Below are 16,863 nucleotides of genomic sequence, written 5' to 3'. Positions count from 1 at the left end.
ATGAGGTGAAAGTGTGGAACCAGAATCTTTAAAACATAATCAACATTTACAAATGAATTTAGATAAGTTGAGAGCGCAAGAGGGTTATGATTTTGGTGGTATCGCTTTATATGATTATCATCACACTTCATCACCAATTAAATGGCAATATGTTTCAGGTAATACAAATGATAGATATAAACTTATCATTTTGAGAAAGGGTAGAGGGCTTGCTGGAATGGTGATGAAAACCGGTAAACGTATGGTTATTGCTGATGTAGATACAGCTTTATCTCCAGAAGAGAAAGTTAAATTTCCAATCATTCTTAGTGAGTCATTGACAGCTGTAGTTGCAGTACCTTTATGGTTAGAAAATTCAATGTATGGCGTTTTACTATTAGGTCAAAGAAATCATCAGCCGTTACCTCAGTCATTGGACCAACTTAATATTGAAAAACAAATCGGTATTTTTACAGAAATAAACTAGGTGGTAAATATGTTGGAGCAAACTGATTTAAGTTTAGAGCAATTACTTAAGAATTATTATGAAACCACGAACGAGAAAATTGTATTTGTTAATAGGTATGGAAAAATTATTGCTATGAATGACGCAGCAAAAGATATTTTAACTGAAGAAGATAATTATAATGCTATGACAAATGCGATTTGTCATCGATGTGAAGGATACTCTAATGAATATGATGTACAATCGTGTAAAGATTGTTTTTTAGAAACAACGCAATTACAACATTCAAATTTCCAAGTATTTATGAAGACAAAAGATAACGAAATTAAGCCTTTTACAGCTATGTATCAAAATATTGATGAACAAAGAGGTATTAGTGCATTTACATTACAGAATGTGGCGCCCCAGATTGAAAGGCAAGAAAAGATGTATCAACAAAAAATGTTACATCGTTCAATTCAAGCACAAGAAAATGAACGGAAGCGTATTTCTAGAGAATTACATGATAGTGTAATACAGGATATGCTCAATATAGATGTTGAACTAAGGCTTTTGAAGTATAAGCACAAGGATAAGGTGTTAGCTGAAACATCTCAACGTATAGAAGGACTATTATCACAGCTTATTGATGATATTAGAAATATGTCTGTTGAATTACGACCTTCTTCTCTCGATGATTTAGGTATTGAAGCAGCTTTTAAATCATATTTTAAACAGTTTGAAGAAAATTATGGTATGCATATTAAATATGATTCAAACATTAAAGGCATGCGGTTTGATAGTGAAATTGAAACAGTTGTTTATCGTGTAGTTCAAGAGGGGTTATTTAATGCTCTAAAGTATGCTGGGGTTAATGAAATTGAGGTAAGTACGCATAGTGATGGTAAGCAGCTTGTAGCAGAGGTTGTGGATCGAGGTAAGGGGTTTAGTTTAGATCATCATCCTAAAGGCACTGGACTTGGATTATACGGGATGAGAGAACGTGCAGATTTAGTTAACGGTCACGTTAATATAGAGACACATATTAATAGAGGTACTATAATTACATTAGATATACCGATTTAAGTTGATGATGTAAGTTGGGGGAATTGAAGTGAAAATAGTTATAGCGGATGACCATGCAGTTGTTAGGACAGGATTTTCAATGATATTAAATTATCAAGAAGATATGGAAGTTGTTGCAACTGCAGCTGACGGGGTTGAAGCTTACCAAAAAGTGTTAGAACATCAACCAGATGTTTTAATATTAGATTTGAGCATGCCACCAGGAGAGTCTGGCTTAATCGCAACCAGTAAAATTTCTGAAAGTTTTCCTGAAACTAAAATTTTAATACTTACGATGTTTGATGACGAAGAATATTTATTTCATGTGTTAAAAAGTGGTGCTAAAGGATATATTTTAAAGAATTCACCTGATGAGCAATTAATATTGGCCGTACGTACAGTATATCAAGGTGAAACTTATGTTGATATGAAATTGACGACGTCTTTAGTCAATGAGTTTGTCAATCAATCTCAAACGGATGAAGTATCATCCTCTTCAGATCCATTTAAAATTTTATCGAAACGAGAGTTAGAAATATTACCTCTTATAGCTAAAGGCTATGGCAATAAAGATATTGCAGAAAAGTTGTTTGTATCAGTGAAAACGGTAGAAGCACATAAAACGCATATTATGACGAAACTAAATTTAAAGAGTAAACCTGAATTAGTTGAATATGCCTTAAAGAAAAAATTATTAGAATTTTAAGTATATCATGATTGATTATTAGGGCTTACTTAGTCTATGGCTAAGTAGTCCTTTTTTTGTAGCTTTATATAGGGAAAAATAAAAGTAGAATCAGGGGATATCCTTATGTTCATAATTTCACAAACATATTAAAATGTATTTGTGATTGGTACTTTGTTTATAATTTTGTTTTATATGATTAATTTTGACCTCTTATTAAGCCCTCACAAAGTACCAATACACCTTATAATTAAATCAGATGAAGGTGAATCAAAATGAACATGAAAAAGGGTGTTTCTCAGCTTACGTTACAGACATTGAGTTTGGTCGCTGGTTTTATGGCATGGAGTATCATTTCTCCATTAATGCCATTTATTTCACAAGATGTTGATATTTCTCCGGGACAAATATCTGTCATTTTAGCTATTCCTGTTATTTTAGGTTCTGTACTACGTGTGCCATTTGGGTACTTAACTAATATTGTAGGAGCTAAATGGGTGTTTTTCTGGAGTTTTATTGTATTATTACTTCCAATTTTTCTTTTAGGTCAAGCTCAATCACCCGGTATGCTAATGCTATCAGGATTCTTTCTAGGAATTGGTGGCGCAATTTTTTCAGTGGGTGTTACTTCTGTACCCAAATACTTTTCAAAAGACAAAGTTGGTTTAGCAAATGGTATATATGGTGTAGGTAATATTGGTACTGCAGTATCCTCATTTTGTGCCCCAGTGTTAGCAGGTGCAATTGGGTGGCAAAATACAGTTCGTAGTTATTTAATTATTCTTAGTATATTTGCAATTTTAATGTTTCTTTTAGGGGATAAAAATGAGCCAAAAGTGAAGATTCCTTTGATGGCTCAAGTCAAAGACCTATCTAAGAATTATAAGTTGTATTATTTAAGTTTGTGGTATTTTATTACTTTTGGAGCTTTTGTGGCTTTTGGGATTTTTTTACCGAACTTCCTAGTTGATCATTTTAGTATTGATAAAGTTGATGCGGGTATTCGTTCAGGTATATTTATAGCACTAGCGACGTTCCTGAGACCCGTTGGCGGAGTTATAGGTGATAAATTTAATGCGGTACAAGCGCTTATCATCGACTTCGTGATAATGATTATTGGTGCACTTATTTTAAGCTTATCTAGTCATATTGTTCTGTTTACAATAGGCTGTTTAGCAATTAGTATCTGTGCGGGTATAGGTAATGGTTTAATATTTAAATTAGTACCTTCATACTTTTCTAAAGAAGCAGGTTCAGCGAATGGTATTGTATCCATGATGGGGGGACTAGGTGGTTTCTTCCCACCACTAGTGATTACTTTTGTGACGAGTATCACTGGTTCAAGTCATCTCGCTTTCTTCTTCTTAGCTATATTTGGTGTAATTGCTCTTATTACAATGATTCATTTAAATAAAAAAGAAAAAGCTGTTCGTATATAAATAAAAATTGTGTCCTAAGGTGAGCATTAAAGTTTGTTCAAATTAGGGCACATTTTTGTTTAATATCAAAATAAATGATTCAAAAAATTTTGCTATTTTTCGTTTCATTAGAATGAAATAACTAGCAGTCAGTTTTCATACATATACTAAATCAAAGACTGTCAATGAATTATGAAACAATCATCTTTTTAAAACATTGGCAGTTGAAAAATTATTTAAAAAAATATACGTATATCTTAATGTTTTAACATAATTCCACGTTGTTATATATGTGAATAACTGCTTTTACAATCAAACACTCTACTTCCATCAAAATAGCTATACAATTGCTTATTTCAACCTCCTTTATATGAAGCGAAACAAACAACACTACATCTTGATAGTCTATTTAAATACCAACTTAATTTACATTTTCAGATGTTAAAATGGATAATTATTAAATTATCTATAATCATTCACTAGTGATCTCTACAATGTTTGTAATTGATAACGTATAAATAAAGTGATGTAACTTGTAAAAAAGAGGTATTTAGATAAGTTTAGTAGGAATTAGGTGTAAAAAAATATACTGACTGTACGAGAGAATAAGACAAAAGCTTACTTTAGACATACTATTACTATTAAATTGTGTCGCTATTGCTAAAGTTGAAAGTTTTGTTGTATTTAAAAAGCTTACTTTTGTCTCTAGTCTCTATAAGTATCACTTTTCCACTGTTTTATCAAAATTTTTCGTTACAAAATTTTGCAAGTCTTCAACTAAATTTTGGGTTTCTTCTTGAGTAATATTAAATTCATTAAAAACACTTTGTGAAATATCAGAAAGAACATTTTGAATATCCTTGCCACGTTCTGTCAAAGAAATTTGAAGGTTACGTTCATCTTGTTCTTCACGAGTTCGAATGACATAATTCTTTTTCTCTAATTTTTTTAATAATGGTGTTAGCGTGCCAGAATCCAAGAAGACTCTTTCGCCTAGTTTTTTAATGTTAAGTTTCTCATCATCTTCTATCGCCATTAATACAATATAACCTGTGTATGTAAGACCATACTCTTTTAGGTAATCTGTATATTTTTTGATGATTTCTTTAGAGGAAACATAAAATAAAAAACATAATTGTTTGCTCAAATAACTATTCTCTACATACATTTAATCACTCCTTGTTAAGGTAACAATATTATGAAGCGTATCACTTGTCAAGTACTGATTTCATCACTATAATTCAAATTGTTTTAAATTAAATTTATCAAATATTTGAATGAGTTTAATTTGATAACAAAGCAATTTTTTTAAAATTGGAGGGGTGTGAAAATTGACACGTATCAATGACTTTAACGAAGTGCTTAACAGTAGAAAATCAGTAAAGGTTTTTGACGAGAATTATAAAATTTCTCGAGAAGAAATGGATGAAATCATTACTAAAGCAACACAAGCACCTTCATCGGTTAATATGCAACCATGGAGAATTGCTGTTGTAGAAAGTGATGAAATGAAAGAAAAAGTTAAAGAATCATTTGGATTCAATTCCAGACAGTTAACTACATCCTCAGCTATGTTAATTATTTTTGGAGATTTACAAAACTACGAAAAAGCTGAACAGATTTATGGCGATGCTGTAGAACAACAATTGATGACGGAAGATATCAAAGCACAACTGTTAGATTGGATATTACCTTATTATAAAAACTTATCTAGAGAAGGCATGAAAGATATTGTGAATATAGATAGTAGTTTAATGGCAATGCAATTAATGCTTACAGCAAAAGCTCACGGTTACGATACAAACCCTATTGGTGGTTTCGATAAAGAAAATATTGCGGATATTATCGGTTATGATTCTGACAGATATGTGCCAGTTTTAGCGATTGCTATAGGTAAAAAAGCACAAGATGCACACGATTCAGTGAGACTTCCGATTGATGATGTAAGGGAATTTTTATAAAACTTCTTAAAATTTTCACATTTACAAACGAACATTTTGTTACAATTTAACTAAATCTTTCTTTTCTATACGAATTAATCGTCTATAATTGTGTGTGATAAGATAAAAGGAGTTTCTATAATAATGAGTAAGAAACAAGTTATTTTTAGGGTAATCATTATTTTGATTATCTCTCTAATATTAGCAATTGCATTTTTCTTCGGACTCAAGGCTTATCAAGGTCATAAAAATCTTGAACTGATTGATAGCTATATGAGCGACCATCATCTTAATGATAAAGTGAAAAAAGACAAAACATCATATAGCACTAAAAAGGGACTATACTATAAAGAAGTCGTTTTCAAAGATGAACCTAACGTGACATATGTGATTCAACCTATCAGTACTTCAAAAGGAATATTCATTGAAGGTTTTGATAGCGAAACGAAGAAAAGTATTAAAAAAGCAAAACATAGTGATTTTGATCAAAAATATAAACCTTCTAAATAAAGGATTAACACACAGTTTTATTTAAACATAGAGCTGTGTGTTTTTTATTGGCGTTTTTAATAGGAAGAAATGCAACATGCATATATTTCTAGTGGAAAAAATTATATAGCTATTTTGATGTTATCTGATATAATTAAGTGATGTCAGATGAAGGGGAGTTTGCATAATGGCTCTATTCAAGAAAAAAATAAGTCTACCAACGCAAGTAATTATTGCTTTGGTACTCGGTGTCATCGCTGGTCTATTACTATATGGACAAGATGATGTTGCAAATTATATTAAGCCATTTGGTGATGTATTCTTAAATTTAATTAAGATGATCATCATTCCGATTGTATTTTGTTCATTAGCCTTATCTATTTCAAATTTAGGGGATTCTAAAAAGGTAGGAAGCTATGGATGGAAAGCAATCCTTTATTTCGAGATTATTACAACTATCGCCATAGGTTTAGGTCTTATCATTGGTAATCTATTCAAACCAGGTTCAGGTCTAGATCCAGATAAATTACCTAAAGGCGATATTACTAAATATCAATCATCTGCACATTCAGCAGAACAAGCGACTACTTATGGTAATCATCTTATAGATACATTAGTTCATATTGTGCCAACGAATTTATTTGAATCTATGGCAAAAGGTGAGTTATTACCGATTATCTTTTTCGCAGTATTTTTTGGATTAGGATTAGCTGCGATAGGAGAAAAAGCAGAACCCGTTAAAGGATTCTTAAATGGTACTTTAGAAGCTGTATTTTGGATGATCAATAAAATTTTAAAATTAGCTCCAATTGGAGTATTTGCATTTATTTGTACGACAGTAATGACTTTTGGTGCTTCAGCATTAATTCCATTATTTAAATTACTAGTTGTTGTAGTATTTGCTATGGTTTTCTTTGTTATCGTAGTGTTAGGAATTGTTGCAAGAATGGTTGGAATAAGTATTTTTTCAATCATGAAGATACTTAAAAGTGAATTGTTACTTGCCTTTTCTACTTCAAGTTCAGAAGCAGTATTGCCGATTATGATGAAGAAAATGGAACGTTTTGGTTCGCCAAAAGATGTTACTTCATTTGTTATCCCTATCGGTTATTCATTTAATTTAGATGGCTCAGCTTTATATCAATCTATAGCTGCTCTATTTGTTGCTCAAATGTATAATATACATTTATCATTAACTGAACAACTTGTATTAATGGCCACACTTATGATTGCTTCAAAAGGTATGGCTGGGGTGCCGGGCGTATCTATTGTAGTTTTATTAACAACATTAAGTTCTATGAATATACCAGCACAAGGTCTTGCTTTAATTATTGGCGTTGATCGTTTATTAGATATGGTGCGTACATGTGTTAATGTTATTGGTAATGCACTCTCAACAGTTGTTATTGCTAAATGGGAAAACGTCTATGATAAAGAGAAAGGTCAAAACTACTTAAATTCAATTTAAAAAATTTATATATCTGACATTTTAGAGCCACTTACAATCTATGATTGATAGTGGCTCTTATGCATTTTTAAAAAATGTAAATTTAAAAAGCACAAAAATGACTTTTTAGTTTAAAATCATCTTTGTGCTAAATTGTTCTAATTTAAATGCAAGTTTTAATACTTCTACATTCCGTGTTTCATATTACCCATATCATGGATTTTTGACATTAAACCATGAGGTACGTCATCGTGATCAACTTTCTTAACTTTAGTAATTTTTCCAGTTTTTTCATCTTTAAAGAGCATAACAAAATCTTCTTTTTTAACTGACACATTAGCATCTTTTGGTAATTCTACGTTTTTTTCAATTTTTTCATTTTTCGTATTAATCATTTTATCGATAGTCGTGCTATCTTTCATAATACCGTAGTATGAATCTTTCTTACCATCCACGAACATCATGATTACTAGTACAATACATACAATAACCATAACTGCGATAAGGCCTATACCTAATCCTTTTTTATTTTTCATTATTGAAAACTCCTTTATCTATATTAATTCATTTATACATAATTTTAAGTCATTTTGCAATTATATATTGTAGTATAAAGAAAATAAAGTTTATAAAATGGAGCTTGATGATATGATTGACAAAAAATGGACAATAAATAACCGCATCATAATCTAAAATGATTATAATACGGTAAATTTTGATATGACTTTATAATTCAATTGTAGCTGGCGTATCTAGTTCATCATCATTCATTAATTTAATTGAACGCGGTATAACTTTGAGTACACATAATTCTGGATCTTCTTTTGAATTGAAAAATGTTTTGTCTTGAGTTTCCCATAACCAATCAATAACTTTTTGATCTTTGACAACTTCTATAGTGGCATCTATTTCAACAAAGCTATTATTTGTTGTTTCGTTATAGCCTAATAAAATGTGAGCATCAGGATTATTTTCTATTTCTTCGACTTTTAGTGAATTGATATTCGTTTTTGTATATAAGTTTAAGTCATCATTGTAAAAGACCATATATCTGCTATTAGGTTTATTATGATGTGCAGTTGATAGGACACCAATTTTTGAAGAACTTAATACCTTTTCTATTGCTCTTGTCACTTGTTGTTTATTCAAAATTATCATCTCCTTATTATTGTGTATATCCTTATCACACATAATTTAAACGATACAATCTTATGATGATTTTTAAGAAGGTTTAAAACAAATATATTTGACTTCATCGTGTTTTAAGGTGACTTGGAAAGGAAGATGATGGTCATGTTGTATAGCTAATTCTGTTTTTGGTTGATTTGATTTATCAAGTTCATCAAGAATACTACGTTCAATATAAAATTGTTGTTTAGTTTGTGGTAGAAGGTTTTGAATTGCACCATGCTCATGATTTAACGTTTTAATAATAATTAATGAGTTGGTCGATAATGTATTTTTAAATACGTAGCGCTGTTGACTATCAGATAGATAACGATCATTTATTTTATTAAATAATAAAAAGTGATAGTTACCATCTTTGCGACTCATTAAAAAATTGTTGGCTATCTCTAAAGGTTCATTTAGAAATGATTCAATTAATTTATAGAGGTGCATGAGAGGTAGAGGACTACCATAACGATTAAATAAGGCAATAAAAGGGCTCTCATCTTCTATCAGTTGATAACTTACACCACCCCCGTAACGCATTAATGCGACTAAATGACAAACAAGGTCAGATAATTGAAGTGGATAAGTACCATTGTTTGTATATTTAAAACACTTTAAAGATAAATTATTGTAAACAAATTTAGTTGAAGGTATACCAGAATCTAATATAAATTGTTTATAATTTTCAAAGTGTGTGGACGAATGTAAGTACGATTTACGTTTGGTAATTAATGAGTTTTTGGTTTCTAGATTTTCAATGTCTATAAAATAGTAATCGAAATTCAATCGCTTCATCATATCATAAGTTCGATCAATAGAAGAATTTTGGTGTAGTAATCCTTCAACAGTTATACTATAACGAATAGCCTTATTTTTATTTTTAATTTTTAAATGGCATAAATGTATATCGTTCACTGACAAACTCTCAGTATCAAAGACTAACATAAATTTAACCATTTTTTTGTTCATTTTATAATCTTGGTGGCTATTAAGAAATAATAAAATTATTTCTTTGATAGATTCAAATTCATTTGTAGATGTTAATCTCATGGCTAAACCTATATTTTTTTCGAATAATTTTTCAAAGCATCGATTTAATAAATTAAAGTTCACCTCTCGCGTCGAAATATCAGTAATATCATTGATAAAAATTACAGCTTGTGGCATGGAGGTAAGATCAATGTTGTAATATTCATTAAAAACAAATTGAAATAATTCGTTGAAATTTTGAAAACGTATAAACGCTTTAGAGTTTTTAGTCTGATCTTGAGGATAAAATTCATTGATATCTCTTTCAGTTGTTTCAGTAGCCAAATGATCACTAAACTCAAATTGATTAATTAATTCAATATATTGTGAAAAGTCAGTATCACTAAAACTTATCGAAGGTAAGGGGTCTAACTTAGAGTTAAGCGTTCGGTATTGTTTTGGGCTACAACCTAAATAATTTTTAAATTGATTTGTAAAATTGGTATGACTACTAAATCCAGATTGTTCTGAAATAGCGTTAATCGAGTCCTCAGATGAAAGTAGCCTTTTTATAGAGTCAATCACTTTTAAGCTTGTAAAATAATCTTTAAAATTCATATTAAGATATCTTACAAATAGGTTAGAACAATAAGATTCAGATATATTACAATGTTGAGCTACTTCTCGTAGTGAGAGTGACTGTGATACTTTTGAATGAATAAATGTTAATCCTTCAGTAAACACTGAATGATTAACTGCAATTTGAGGAATATATTTTTTCTTATATCGAATGACTGCTTCTTTTAGAAGCGTCTGTATTATTTTAGAGATGGATTGCTCATCTTGATTTTCTCCTTTTATTAAATGTTGAATAGCTTGTAAAATAATTGTTTTAACAAAACTGCTTGATTGTAATAAATGCCTGTCAAAATAACATTTAAAAAATTTATTGTCTTTACTATAAAAATAAATAACTGGAATAGAAAGTAATACGAGATTCGAAGCACTATTAATAAAATAGATGTCAGATTGATTAATGATAGCTATATGATTACCTAAATCTTTTGTTTCACCATTAATAGTGATTTTTAAGTCATTTGTAAGTGAAAACATTAGAATAATTCTATTAATATTGCGTTCAGGGGGAGAATGATATTCTTTATATATATTTAAAAAACATGTCATTGTATATTACATTAGCTCCTTGAATGAATTGAATAACTAAATTTAAATGTGACCGTGTATATTTATTTCGCTCAATTATTTAGTTGTTTTGATAGAATAATAAATGTAATTATAAGCGATTGATAAAGAAATAGTAATAGTAAAAAATAAAATTTTTCTTGGCTAAATATAGAAAATTGTTAGAAATTATAAGTTTCGCACAATATAAAAGTTGATTTAGGAATATAGGGTCATTATTTTGGAAAATTTAGATAGAGTCAAAAAGAGATTTTTACTACATAATTAATGTTAGATTTCGTTTCCTTTTAAAAATCTAAAAGAGTAATTTAGAGGTTTAGGGGAAGTTCGAATGAATTATAAAACGAAGTCACTGTAATTAAATGTACGCTGCTCATTTCAACGTTAATCGAAAGAACAATAAAAGGGATATCGACCATAACAAGACTCAACATGTTAGATGTGTCATTATTTAGCACTTATTACTAATTGAGTAAAAATGTTTCATGCTTATGTAATCTTTTAAAACTTTTCCAATTACATCAATGAATTTAACAACTAGAAAACACAAGCACCATGATCTGAAAACAACTCCATTAAAATTCTATTTCTTGATTATTAATTTTTTAAATTAAGATGAATAAACATTAGTATATGGGTAGTTTTGATGAAAGTTAAACATTTTATTTCAACATCAAGAATCAACATCGATGCACGTTTTAAATGTACCATAAGTTTATGTTCATTATTGAAGTAGCAACAATTAGAATTTTAAATTAAAATGACTCTCCCCCAAAGTAACATTTAATTTAAATTTTAAGCATTGTCATGGTGTTCGCCGAAAAGTTTTAGATTTTATTAAGTATTCATATCGCTTTTAATTCTTTTCAACAAATAGTTTAAAGACATAGTCTCAAACATACTTATAAACTCCATTGTCTTATAAATTATAAATGTGAGTGATTTGATGAGTAGAATTCTCATATAGATGCCATCATCTATAGGCGTACATTTTCGCAAGATTTTCTGTATAAACGATATGTACAGATTTTAAACTGCCTGCAAAGTTTCAAACCACTGTGCCGGCAGTTTTTTTATGTTCAAATCAAATATGACATATAAATAAAGATCTGTTTTTACGTATTCATCTTGTATGACGTAACATAATTGTTAAATGATTTTGTCAATTCATTTTGTAATATTGAGTATAGTACTTTGTTGTAAGTACTCGACAGCATATTTATCTGCTAAATTTTTTAAAAAAGACAACAGCTCAAAATAGTCGATTTGATTTTCAATATACAACTTCTTTAATTCTCGGCTATGTTGTTTTTCATATTGTGTACATTGTTTTTTGAAGTATCCCCACATATGTTCAAAAGCATTGATGACTGATCCTTTGGTCGGTGTGATGGTTAAAGCGTTCGCAATATGTTCTTCCACTTCATCCAATGTGGTAGGTGATTTTAGTAACGTTCTTATCGAATGATATGAATTTTGATCATGAAATAACACTCGATATTTTTCCTCACGCCACAATTTTTCTATTTTTCCGCGTTCTTTCAACTAAAGCCCCTCCATAGTGATATTGATGTAACTGCAGATATTAAAGCTAGTTTAATATTTTTCAAGAAAAATGAATAGGGGTATTGTGTAAATGATTGGAACCGATTACAATATAATTAAGTGATTGGAACCGGTTCTAAAAGGAGGATGAATATGAGTTATAAAAAATCTGCTGAAGAAATACTTAAAGCAATTGGCGGTGAAGAAAATTTAGATGCAATGGCACATTGTGCAACTCGATTACGTTTAGTACTGAACGATGAGAGTAAAGTAGATGAAGATACCTTGTCTAATATGGACGTCGTCAAAGGAACATTCTCTACAGGTGGTCAATACCAAATTATTATAGGTTCAGGGACAGTAAATAAAGTGTTTAATGAATTAGAAAAAATAACTGGAAAAGAAGCATCTACGACTTCAGAAGTTAAAGATAAATCATCTAAGCATATGAATCCATTCCAAAAATTTGTGAAAATGTTATCTGATATCTTTGTTCCTATTATTCCGGCTATTGTAGCTGGTGGTTTGTTAATGGGATTAAATAATATTTTCACAGCTAAAGATTTGTTCTATGATGGTAAATCTATCATAGATGTACATAGTCAATTTTCTGGCTTGGCTGATATGATTAATATATTTGCAAATGCACCTTTTACGTTATTGCCAATACTTATTGGTTTTAGTGCAGCTAAGCGATTTGGTGGTAATCCTTATTTAGGTGCAGCTCTAGGTATGATACTTGTTCACCCTGGATTAATGAGTGCATATGATTTTCCAAAAGCTTTAGAAGCAGGAAAAGCTATTCCACATTGGGATGTCTTTGGGCTACATATTAATGAAGTTGGTTATCAGGGACAAGTATTACCTATGCTCGTAGCAACATATATTTTAGCTACAATTGAAAAATGGTTACGTAAGGTTATTCCAACTGTGTTAGATAATTTATTGACACCATTATTATCAATTTTTATTACAGCATTTATAACATTTTTATTTGTAGGGCCTGTCACTCGTCAATTAGGTTATTGGTTATCTGATGGATTGACTTGGTTATATGAATTTGGTGGCGCTATTGGTGGACTCATATTTGGTTTATTATATGCGCCAATCGTCATTACAGGAATGCACCATAGCTTTATTGCAGTTGAAACGACATTAATTGCTGATGCGACTAAAACAGGTGGCTCATTTATCTTCCCAATCGCAACTATGTCAAATATTGCACAAGGTGGTGCAGCTTTAGCTGCATTCTTTATCATTAAGCAAAATAAAAAATTAAAAGGTGTTGCTTCCGCAGCAGGTATTTCAGCTTTACTAGGAATTACAGAACCAGCAATGTTTGGTGTCAATCTTAAATTGAGATATCCATTTATAGGTGCTGTTGCAGGATCAGGTATAGGTGCTGCTTATATTTCATTCTTCAAAGTAAAAGCGATAGCGCTTGGTACAGCTGGATTACCAGGATTTATATCTATAAATCCTACACACGCTGGTTGGTTGCATTACTTAATAGGAATGATAATTGCATTTCTTGTTTCAGTTGTCGTCACTTTAGTACTTTCTCGTAGAAAAGCAAATAAGACAGCTGTTGAATCATAGTAGGGACTTAAAATTTTGACACAATTTTAAATATATAATAATACCCTTAGTTAGATTGAGTGCCAATCTATAACTAAGGGTATTTGTTTTTATAATTTTTGTTTTTTCCATAAAAAGATACTAACGATAGCTACTAGAATAAGTGAAATTCCTACAACAATAATCCAAGACACGTAACTATGATCATCAATTGGTAAGGGTACATTCATACCAAAGAAACTAAAGACGAGTGTAGGAAGGGTCAAAAGAACCGTAAACAACGTTAATGTTTTCATGATGTTATTCATATCATTAGATAATAATGAAGCATACGAAGAAGTGATACTTTCAAGTATTCGTTGATGTAATTCAGTTGTTTCAATAGCTTGGTTGTTTTCTATCACCAAGTCTTCAAGTAGCTCTTCATCCTCTTCAAAACGTTTGATTGCAGGAAGACGAAAGAGTTTTTTAATAATTGTATCGTTACCTTTTAGTGCAGCTAAGAAGTATACTAAACTTTTTTCTACTTCCATTAGTTTAAAAAGCTGTTTGTTTGTAATGTTATTTTTGAGTTCTCTTTCAATACGAATCCTAGATTTATTAAGCAATCTTAAATTTCTATTGTAGTGATTAGCTATTGTTGTTAGTATTTCAAGTGCAAATCGACTGTGAAATTTTAAGTTAATATCTTCTTGTTTAGCAAAGTTTTCTAAAAATTCATTTTCAGCATCGCAAACAGTCATAACGATACCATTTCCAATAATAATGCCTAATGGGATGGTCACAAAGGACAAGACACGTCGATTGGTAGAATTGACGATAGGTAAGTCAATAATAATTAGCGAGTATCCCGTATCTTCGTCATATTCAATACGTGCGCTCTCTTCAGAGTCTAACGGATCTCGAATAAAATCCTCAGGTATATTGTAAAATTCCATCAAACCTTCAATTTCTTCTCTATCTGGTTCTACTACATTTATCCATGAAGCGCTATGATTGATTTCAGTTTCAATAATTTGTGAAGGATGATGAAGTGCGTGTTTATAAGCTGTAATCATAATTAATAGTTCCTTTCAAAGTCCACTAGAATAAGGATGATACTACAGTTAGTTAAATAAATTTTAAACTTTTAAATTTGTGGCATCAAACTTCTTAAACTTCGGACATAATTTTTAAATATCATACTCTCTTGGTCTAAATATGATATATAAAGTTGAATCACATTCCTATTGTATAGTTAGTTATAAGAAAAAGCAGATGAATTTTGCTATATTATCAATCCAGCTACTAATAACTTTAGATTGTACATTAATCATTAAATATATAATTTATCTTTAAGCCATATGCAGATTACTTAAGATTTAATAGTATGGTTAATTATAATAAACTTTATACAACTTATTCAATCTTCGAATTTTTGTTAATCACTTAGTAAGGTGATTCTAAAATGAGTAAACTTTATTTTATATTACAAATTGCCATTTTGCTACATACTTAATTGATTTATTAACTCTATGATTTATCTATACTTGTATTTAGTTTACTAGATAAAATTTCTATTTTTATATTTGTGTCTAATTCGAATAAATTAGAATAGTTATTGTTAAAATGACTGATTATGTCTAATATGAAAAACGGAGCAAAATTTTTGTATGAAAGGAGGAGGGTTCGGTGTTAAAAATAATGTCTAAATTTAGTGCTACGTTAGTTATTATGTTTTTAATAACTTTATCGCCTATTTTTCAATATCAAGCTTCTGCACATGCGACTTTAGAAAAATCAACACCACAACAGCAAGGGATTATTAAACACAAACCAGAAGTAATCAAGTTAGAGTTTAATGAACCTGTGAATACCAAATACTCAAGTGTGACCTTATTTGATGATAAAGGTAAAAAGATTAAAGACCTTAAACCAATCACAACTGGATGGTCACAGACAGTCGTATTTTCATCTGATCAAATTGTTAATGGGACGAATACAATTGAATGGCATACGGTATCTGCGGATGGACATGAAGTTGGAGATACGTTTGAATTTTCAGTTGGAAAAGTGACGGCTAAAGATGTAGATACATCTTCTCCTTTTTATGAACAGTCTAAATTTTGGTTTGGATTATTAAGATATGTTACAGAAGGTGCAACCTTTCTACTTATTGGCTTGTTTTGGTTAAATGGTATTGCTAAGAAACGAGGATTAAGACAATTTAATGTGTTACCAAAGCAATCAGAAATTGCATGGATTATGGCTATGTCAGTACTCGTGAGTCTCGTTGTTTACATGATGACACTCACATCTGATATATTAGAAGATATTTTATCATTTAAATTAGAAGTGATAATGCAATTTCCATATATATTAAGCTCTATTTCACTAATTATTTTGTTTATACTTTTCATATTAAAGGATATGGAAAAAATATGGTACTGGCTCATTTCAATAATTATGATTGCTGTGATAAGTATGTCTGGACACGTGTGGTCACAACAAGTGCCATTATGGTCAATCATCATAAGAACAATTCATCTTATAGGGCTAACGTTATGGTTAGGTTCACTCGTATATCTCATTTGTTATGCTATTAAAGTGAAAACTGATCAGTTGACGAATGTAAGACGCATGCTTTTAAAAGTTAATATCATTGCTGTGATTATGCTCGTTTTTACAGGGATTTTAATGGCTATTGATGAAACGAATATTTTAACACTTTGGAATAACATCAAAGCGTGGTCCATATATCTTATTATAAAAATTGTGGGAACAATGACAATGATGCTGCTAGGTTTGTATCAGACGATGCGAGCTTTGAAACAGCGCCAACAGGTCAATCGTTATGCACTTATATTTGAGTTGTTAATCGGTATTATTTTAATTTTTGCAGGTATTATGATGAGTCAAATGAATATACCTAGTTAAGGAGGAAAACG

15 protein-coding genes are annotated in these 16,863 nt (G+C 30.3%); 9 read left to right on the top strand and 6 right to left on the bottom strand.

Features of this window, described 5'->3' with window-relative positions:
• Positions 1-13 precede the first annotated feature (13 nt).
• The 4 genes from nreA (at position 14) to ACVBFA_RS09750 (ending at position 3,613) form a co-directional block, all read left to right on the top strand.
• Positions 14-466 carry a nitrate respiration regulation accessory nitrate sensor NreA gene (gene nreA, locus ACVBFA_RS09765; RefSeq protein ID WP_001831592.1) on the top strand — a complete coding sequence of 151 codons (453 nt, stop codon included), beginning with the start codon at positions 14-16 and terminating at the stop codon, positions 464-466.
• A 9-nt stretch (positions 467-475) separates the two neighbouring features.
• Positions 476-1,510: a sensor histidine kinase gene (locus ACVBFA_RS09760; protein WP_070593069.1), complete on the top strand. Its 1,035-nt coding sequence runs from the start codon at positions 476-478 to the stop codon at positions 1,508-1,510.
• A gap of 28 nt (positions 1,511-1,538) precedes the next feature.
• The gene (nreC, locus tag ACVBFA_RS09755) at positions 1,539-2,195 is read left to right on the top strand and encodes a nitrate respiration regulation response regulator NreC (protein WP_002457306.1); all 657 of its coding nucleotides are present in this window, start codon (positions 1,539-1,541) and stop codon (positions 2,193-2,195) included.
• Between the two features lie 254 nt (positions 2,196-2,449).
• The gene (locus tag ACVBFA_RS09750; protein WP_001831433.1) at positions 2,450-3,613 is read left to right on the top strand and encodes a nitrate/nitrite transporter; all 1,164 of its coding nucleotides are present in this window, start codon (positions 2,450-2,452) and stop codon (positions 3,611-3,613) included.
• Positions 3,614-4,313: 700 nt separating this feature from the next.
• On the opposite strand, the gene ACVBFA_RS09745 is transcribed toward ACVBFA_RS09750, so the two are convergent.
• The gene (locus ACVBFA_RS09745; protein WP_002438330.1) at positions 4,314-4,760 is read right to left on the bottom strand and encodes a MarR family winged helix-turn-helix transcriptional regulator; all 447 of its coding nucleotides are present in this window, start codon (positions 4,758-4,760) and stop codon (positions 4,314-4,316) included.
• Between the two features lie 163 nt (positions 4,761-4,923).
• On the opposite strand from ACVBFA_RS09745, the gene ACVBFA_RS09740 reads away from it, so the two are divergent.
• The 3 genes from ACVBFA_RS09740 to ACVBFA_RS09730 all read left to right on the top strand — a co-directional run bounded on the left by ACVBFA_RS09740 (position 4,924) and on the right by ACVBFA_RS09730 (position 7,489).
• Positions 4,924-5,553 carry a nitroreductase family protein gene (locus tag ACVBFA_RS09740; protein WP_002475318.1) on the top strand — a complete coding sequence of 210 codons (630 nt, stop codon included), beginning with the start codon at positions 4,924-4,926 and terminating at the stop codon, positions 5,551-5,553.
• A 123-nt stretch (positions 5,554-5,676) separates the two neighbouring features.
• Positions 5,677-6,042, top strand: coding sequence for a DUF3139 domain-containing protein (locus ACVBFA_RS09735; RefSeq protein WP_001831482.1), 366 nt, complete (start codon positions 5,677-5,679; stop codon positions 6,040-6,042).
• A gap of 166 nt (positions 6,043-6,208) precedes the next feature.
• Positions 6,209-7,489 carry a dicarboxylate/amino acid:cation symporter gene (locus ACVBFA_RS09730; RefSeq protein ID WP_002457303.1) on the top strand — a complete coding sequence of 427 codons (1,281 nt, stop codon included), beginning with the start codon at positions 6,209-6,211 and terminating at the stop codon, positions 7,487-7,489.
• A gap of 164 nt (positions 7,490-7,653) precedes the next feature.
• Here ACVBFA_RS09730 and ACVBFA_RS09725 read toward each other — a convergent pair whose 3' ends face one another.
• The 4 genes from ACVBFA_RS09725 to ACVBFA_RS09710 form a co-directional block, all read right to left on the bottom strand.
• A complete protein-coding gene (locus ACVBFA_RS09725) occupies positions 7,654-8,004 on the bottom strand; it encodes a DUF4889 domain-containing protein (RefSeq protein ID WP_002487024.1) in 351 nt (116 codons plus the stop codon).
• A gap of 190 nt (positions 8,005-8,194) precedes the next feature.
• On the bottom strand, positions 8,195-8,617 hold the full coding sequence (locus ACVBFA_RS09720; protein WP_002487036.1) for a pyridoxamine 5'-phosphate oxidase family protein: 423 nt from the start codon (positions 8,615-8,617) through the stop codon (positions 8,195-8,197).
• A 72-nt stretch (positions 8,618-8,689) separates the two neighbouring features.
• A complete protein-coding gene (gene rsp, locus ACVBFA_RS09715) occupies positions 8,690-10,795 on the bottom strand; it encodes an AraC family transcriptional regulator Rsp (protein ID WP_126122609.1) in 2,106 nt (701 codons plus the stop codon).
• Between the two features lie 1,185 nt (positions 10,796-11,980).
• Positions 11,981-12,358 carry a YbgA family protein gene (locus ACVBFA_RS09710; protein ID WP_002487021.1) on the bottom strand — a complete coding sequence of 126 codons (378 nt, stop codon included), beginning with the start codon at positions 12,356-12,358 and terminating at the stop codon, positions 11,981-11,983.
• Positions 12,359-12,511: 153 nt separating this feature from the next.
• On the opposite strand from ACVBFA_RS09710, the gene ACVBFA_RS09705 reads away from it, so the two are divergent.
• Positions 12,512-13,957 carry a sucrose-specific PTS transporter subunit IIBC gene (locus ACVBFA_RS09705; RefSeq protein ID WP_002457299.1) on the top strand — a complete coding sequence of 482 codons (1,446 nt, stop codon included), beginning with the start codon at positions 12,512-12,514 and terminating at the stop codon, positions 13,955-13,957.
• 89 nt (positions 13,958-14,046) lie between these two features.
• Here ACVBFA_RS09705 and ACVBFA_RS09700 read toward each other — a convergent pair whose 3' ends face one another.
• The gene (locus ACVBFA_RS09700; RefSeq protein WP_002438349.1) at positions 14,047-14,994 is read right to left on the bottom strand and encodes a magnesium transporter CorA family protein; all 948 of its coding nucleotides are present in this window, start codon (positions 14,992-14,994) and stop codon (positions 14,047-14,049) included.
• Positions 14,995-15,607: 613 nt separating this feature from the next.
• Here ACVBFA_RS09700 and ACVBFA_RS09695 point away from each other — a divergent pair.
• Positions 15,608-16,852, top strand: a complete 1,245-nt coding sequence (locus tag ACVBFA_RS09695; RefSeq protein ID WP_002487033.1) for a copper resistance CopC/CopD family protein — start codon at positions 15,608-15,610, stop codon at positions 16,850-16,852.
• Positions 16,853-16,863 lie beyond the last annotated feature (11 nt).

The organism is Staphylococcus sp. MSU001 (genome assembly GCF_052976705.1).
This window is presented reverse-complemented; position numbering and strand designations above follow the sequence as displayed.

What these genes read in the sequence shown, in the direction of transcription:
- ACVBFA_RS09760 (WP_070593069.1), top strand. Translation starts at nt 476, where the DNA reads ATGTTGGAGCAAACTGATTTAAGTTTAGAGCAATTACTTAAGAATTAT.
- ACVBFA_RS09750 (WP_001831433.1), top strand. Translation starts at nt 2,450, where the DNA reads ATGAACATGAAAAAGGGTGTTTCTCAGCTTACGTTACAGACATTGAGT.
- ACVBFA_RS09745 (WP_002438330.1), bottom strand. Translation starts at nt 4,760, where the DNA reads ATGTATGTAGAGAATAGTTATTTGAGCAAACAATTATGTTTTTTATTT.
- ACVBFA_RS09735 (WP_001831482.1), top strand. Translation starts at nt 5,677, where the DNA reads ATGAGTAAGAAACAAGTTATTTTTAGGGTAATCATTATTTTGATTATC.
- ACVBFA_RS09730 (WP_002457303.1), top strand. Translation starts at nt 6,209, where the DNA reads ATGGCTCTATTCAAGAAAAAAATAAGTCTACCAACGCAAGTAATTATT.
- ACVBFA_RS09725 (WP_002487024.1), bottom strand. Translation starts at nt 8,004, where the DNA reads ATGAAAAATAAAAAAGGATTAGGTATAGGCCTTATCGCAGTTATGGTT.
- rsp (WP_126122609.1), bottom strand. Translation starts at nt 10,795, where the DNA reads ATGACATGTTTTTTAAATATATATAAAGAATATCATTCTCCCCCTGAA.
- ACVBFA_RS09705 (WP_002457299.1), top strand. Translation starts at nt 12,512, where the DNA reads ATGAGTTATAAAAAATCTGCTGAAGAAATACTTAAAGCAATTGGCGGT.
- ACVBFA_RS09700 (WP_002438349.1), bottom strand. Translation starts at nt 14,994, where the DNA reads ATGATTACAGCTTATAAACACGCACTTCATCATCCTTCACAAATTATT.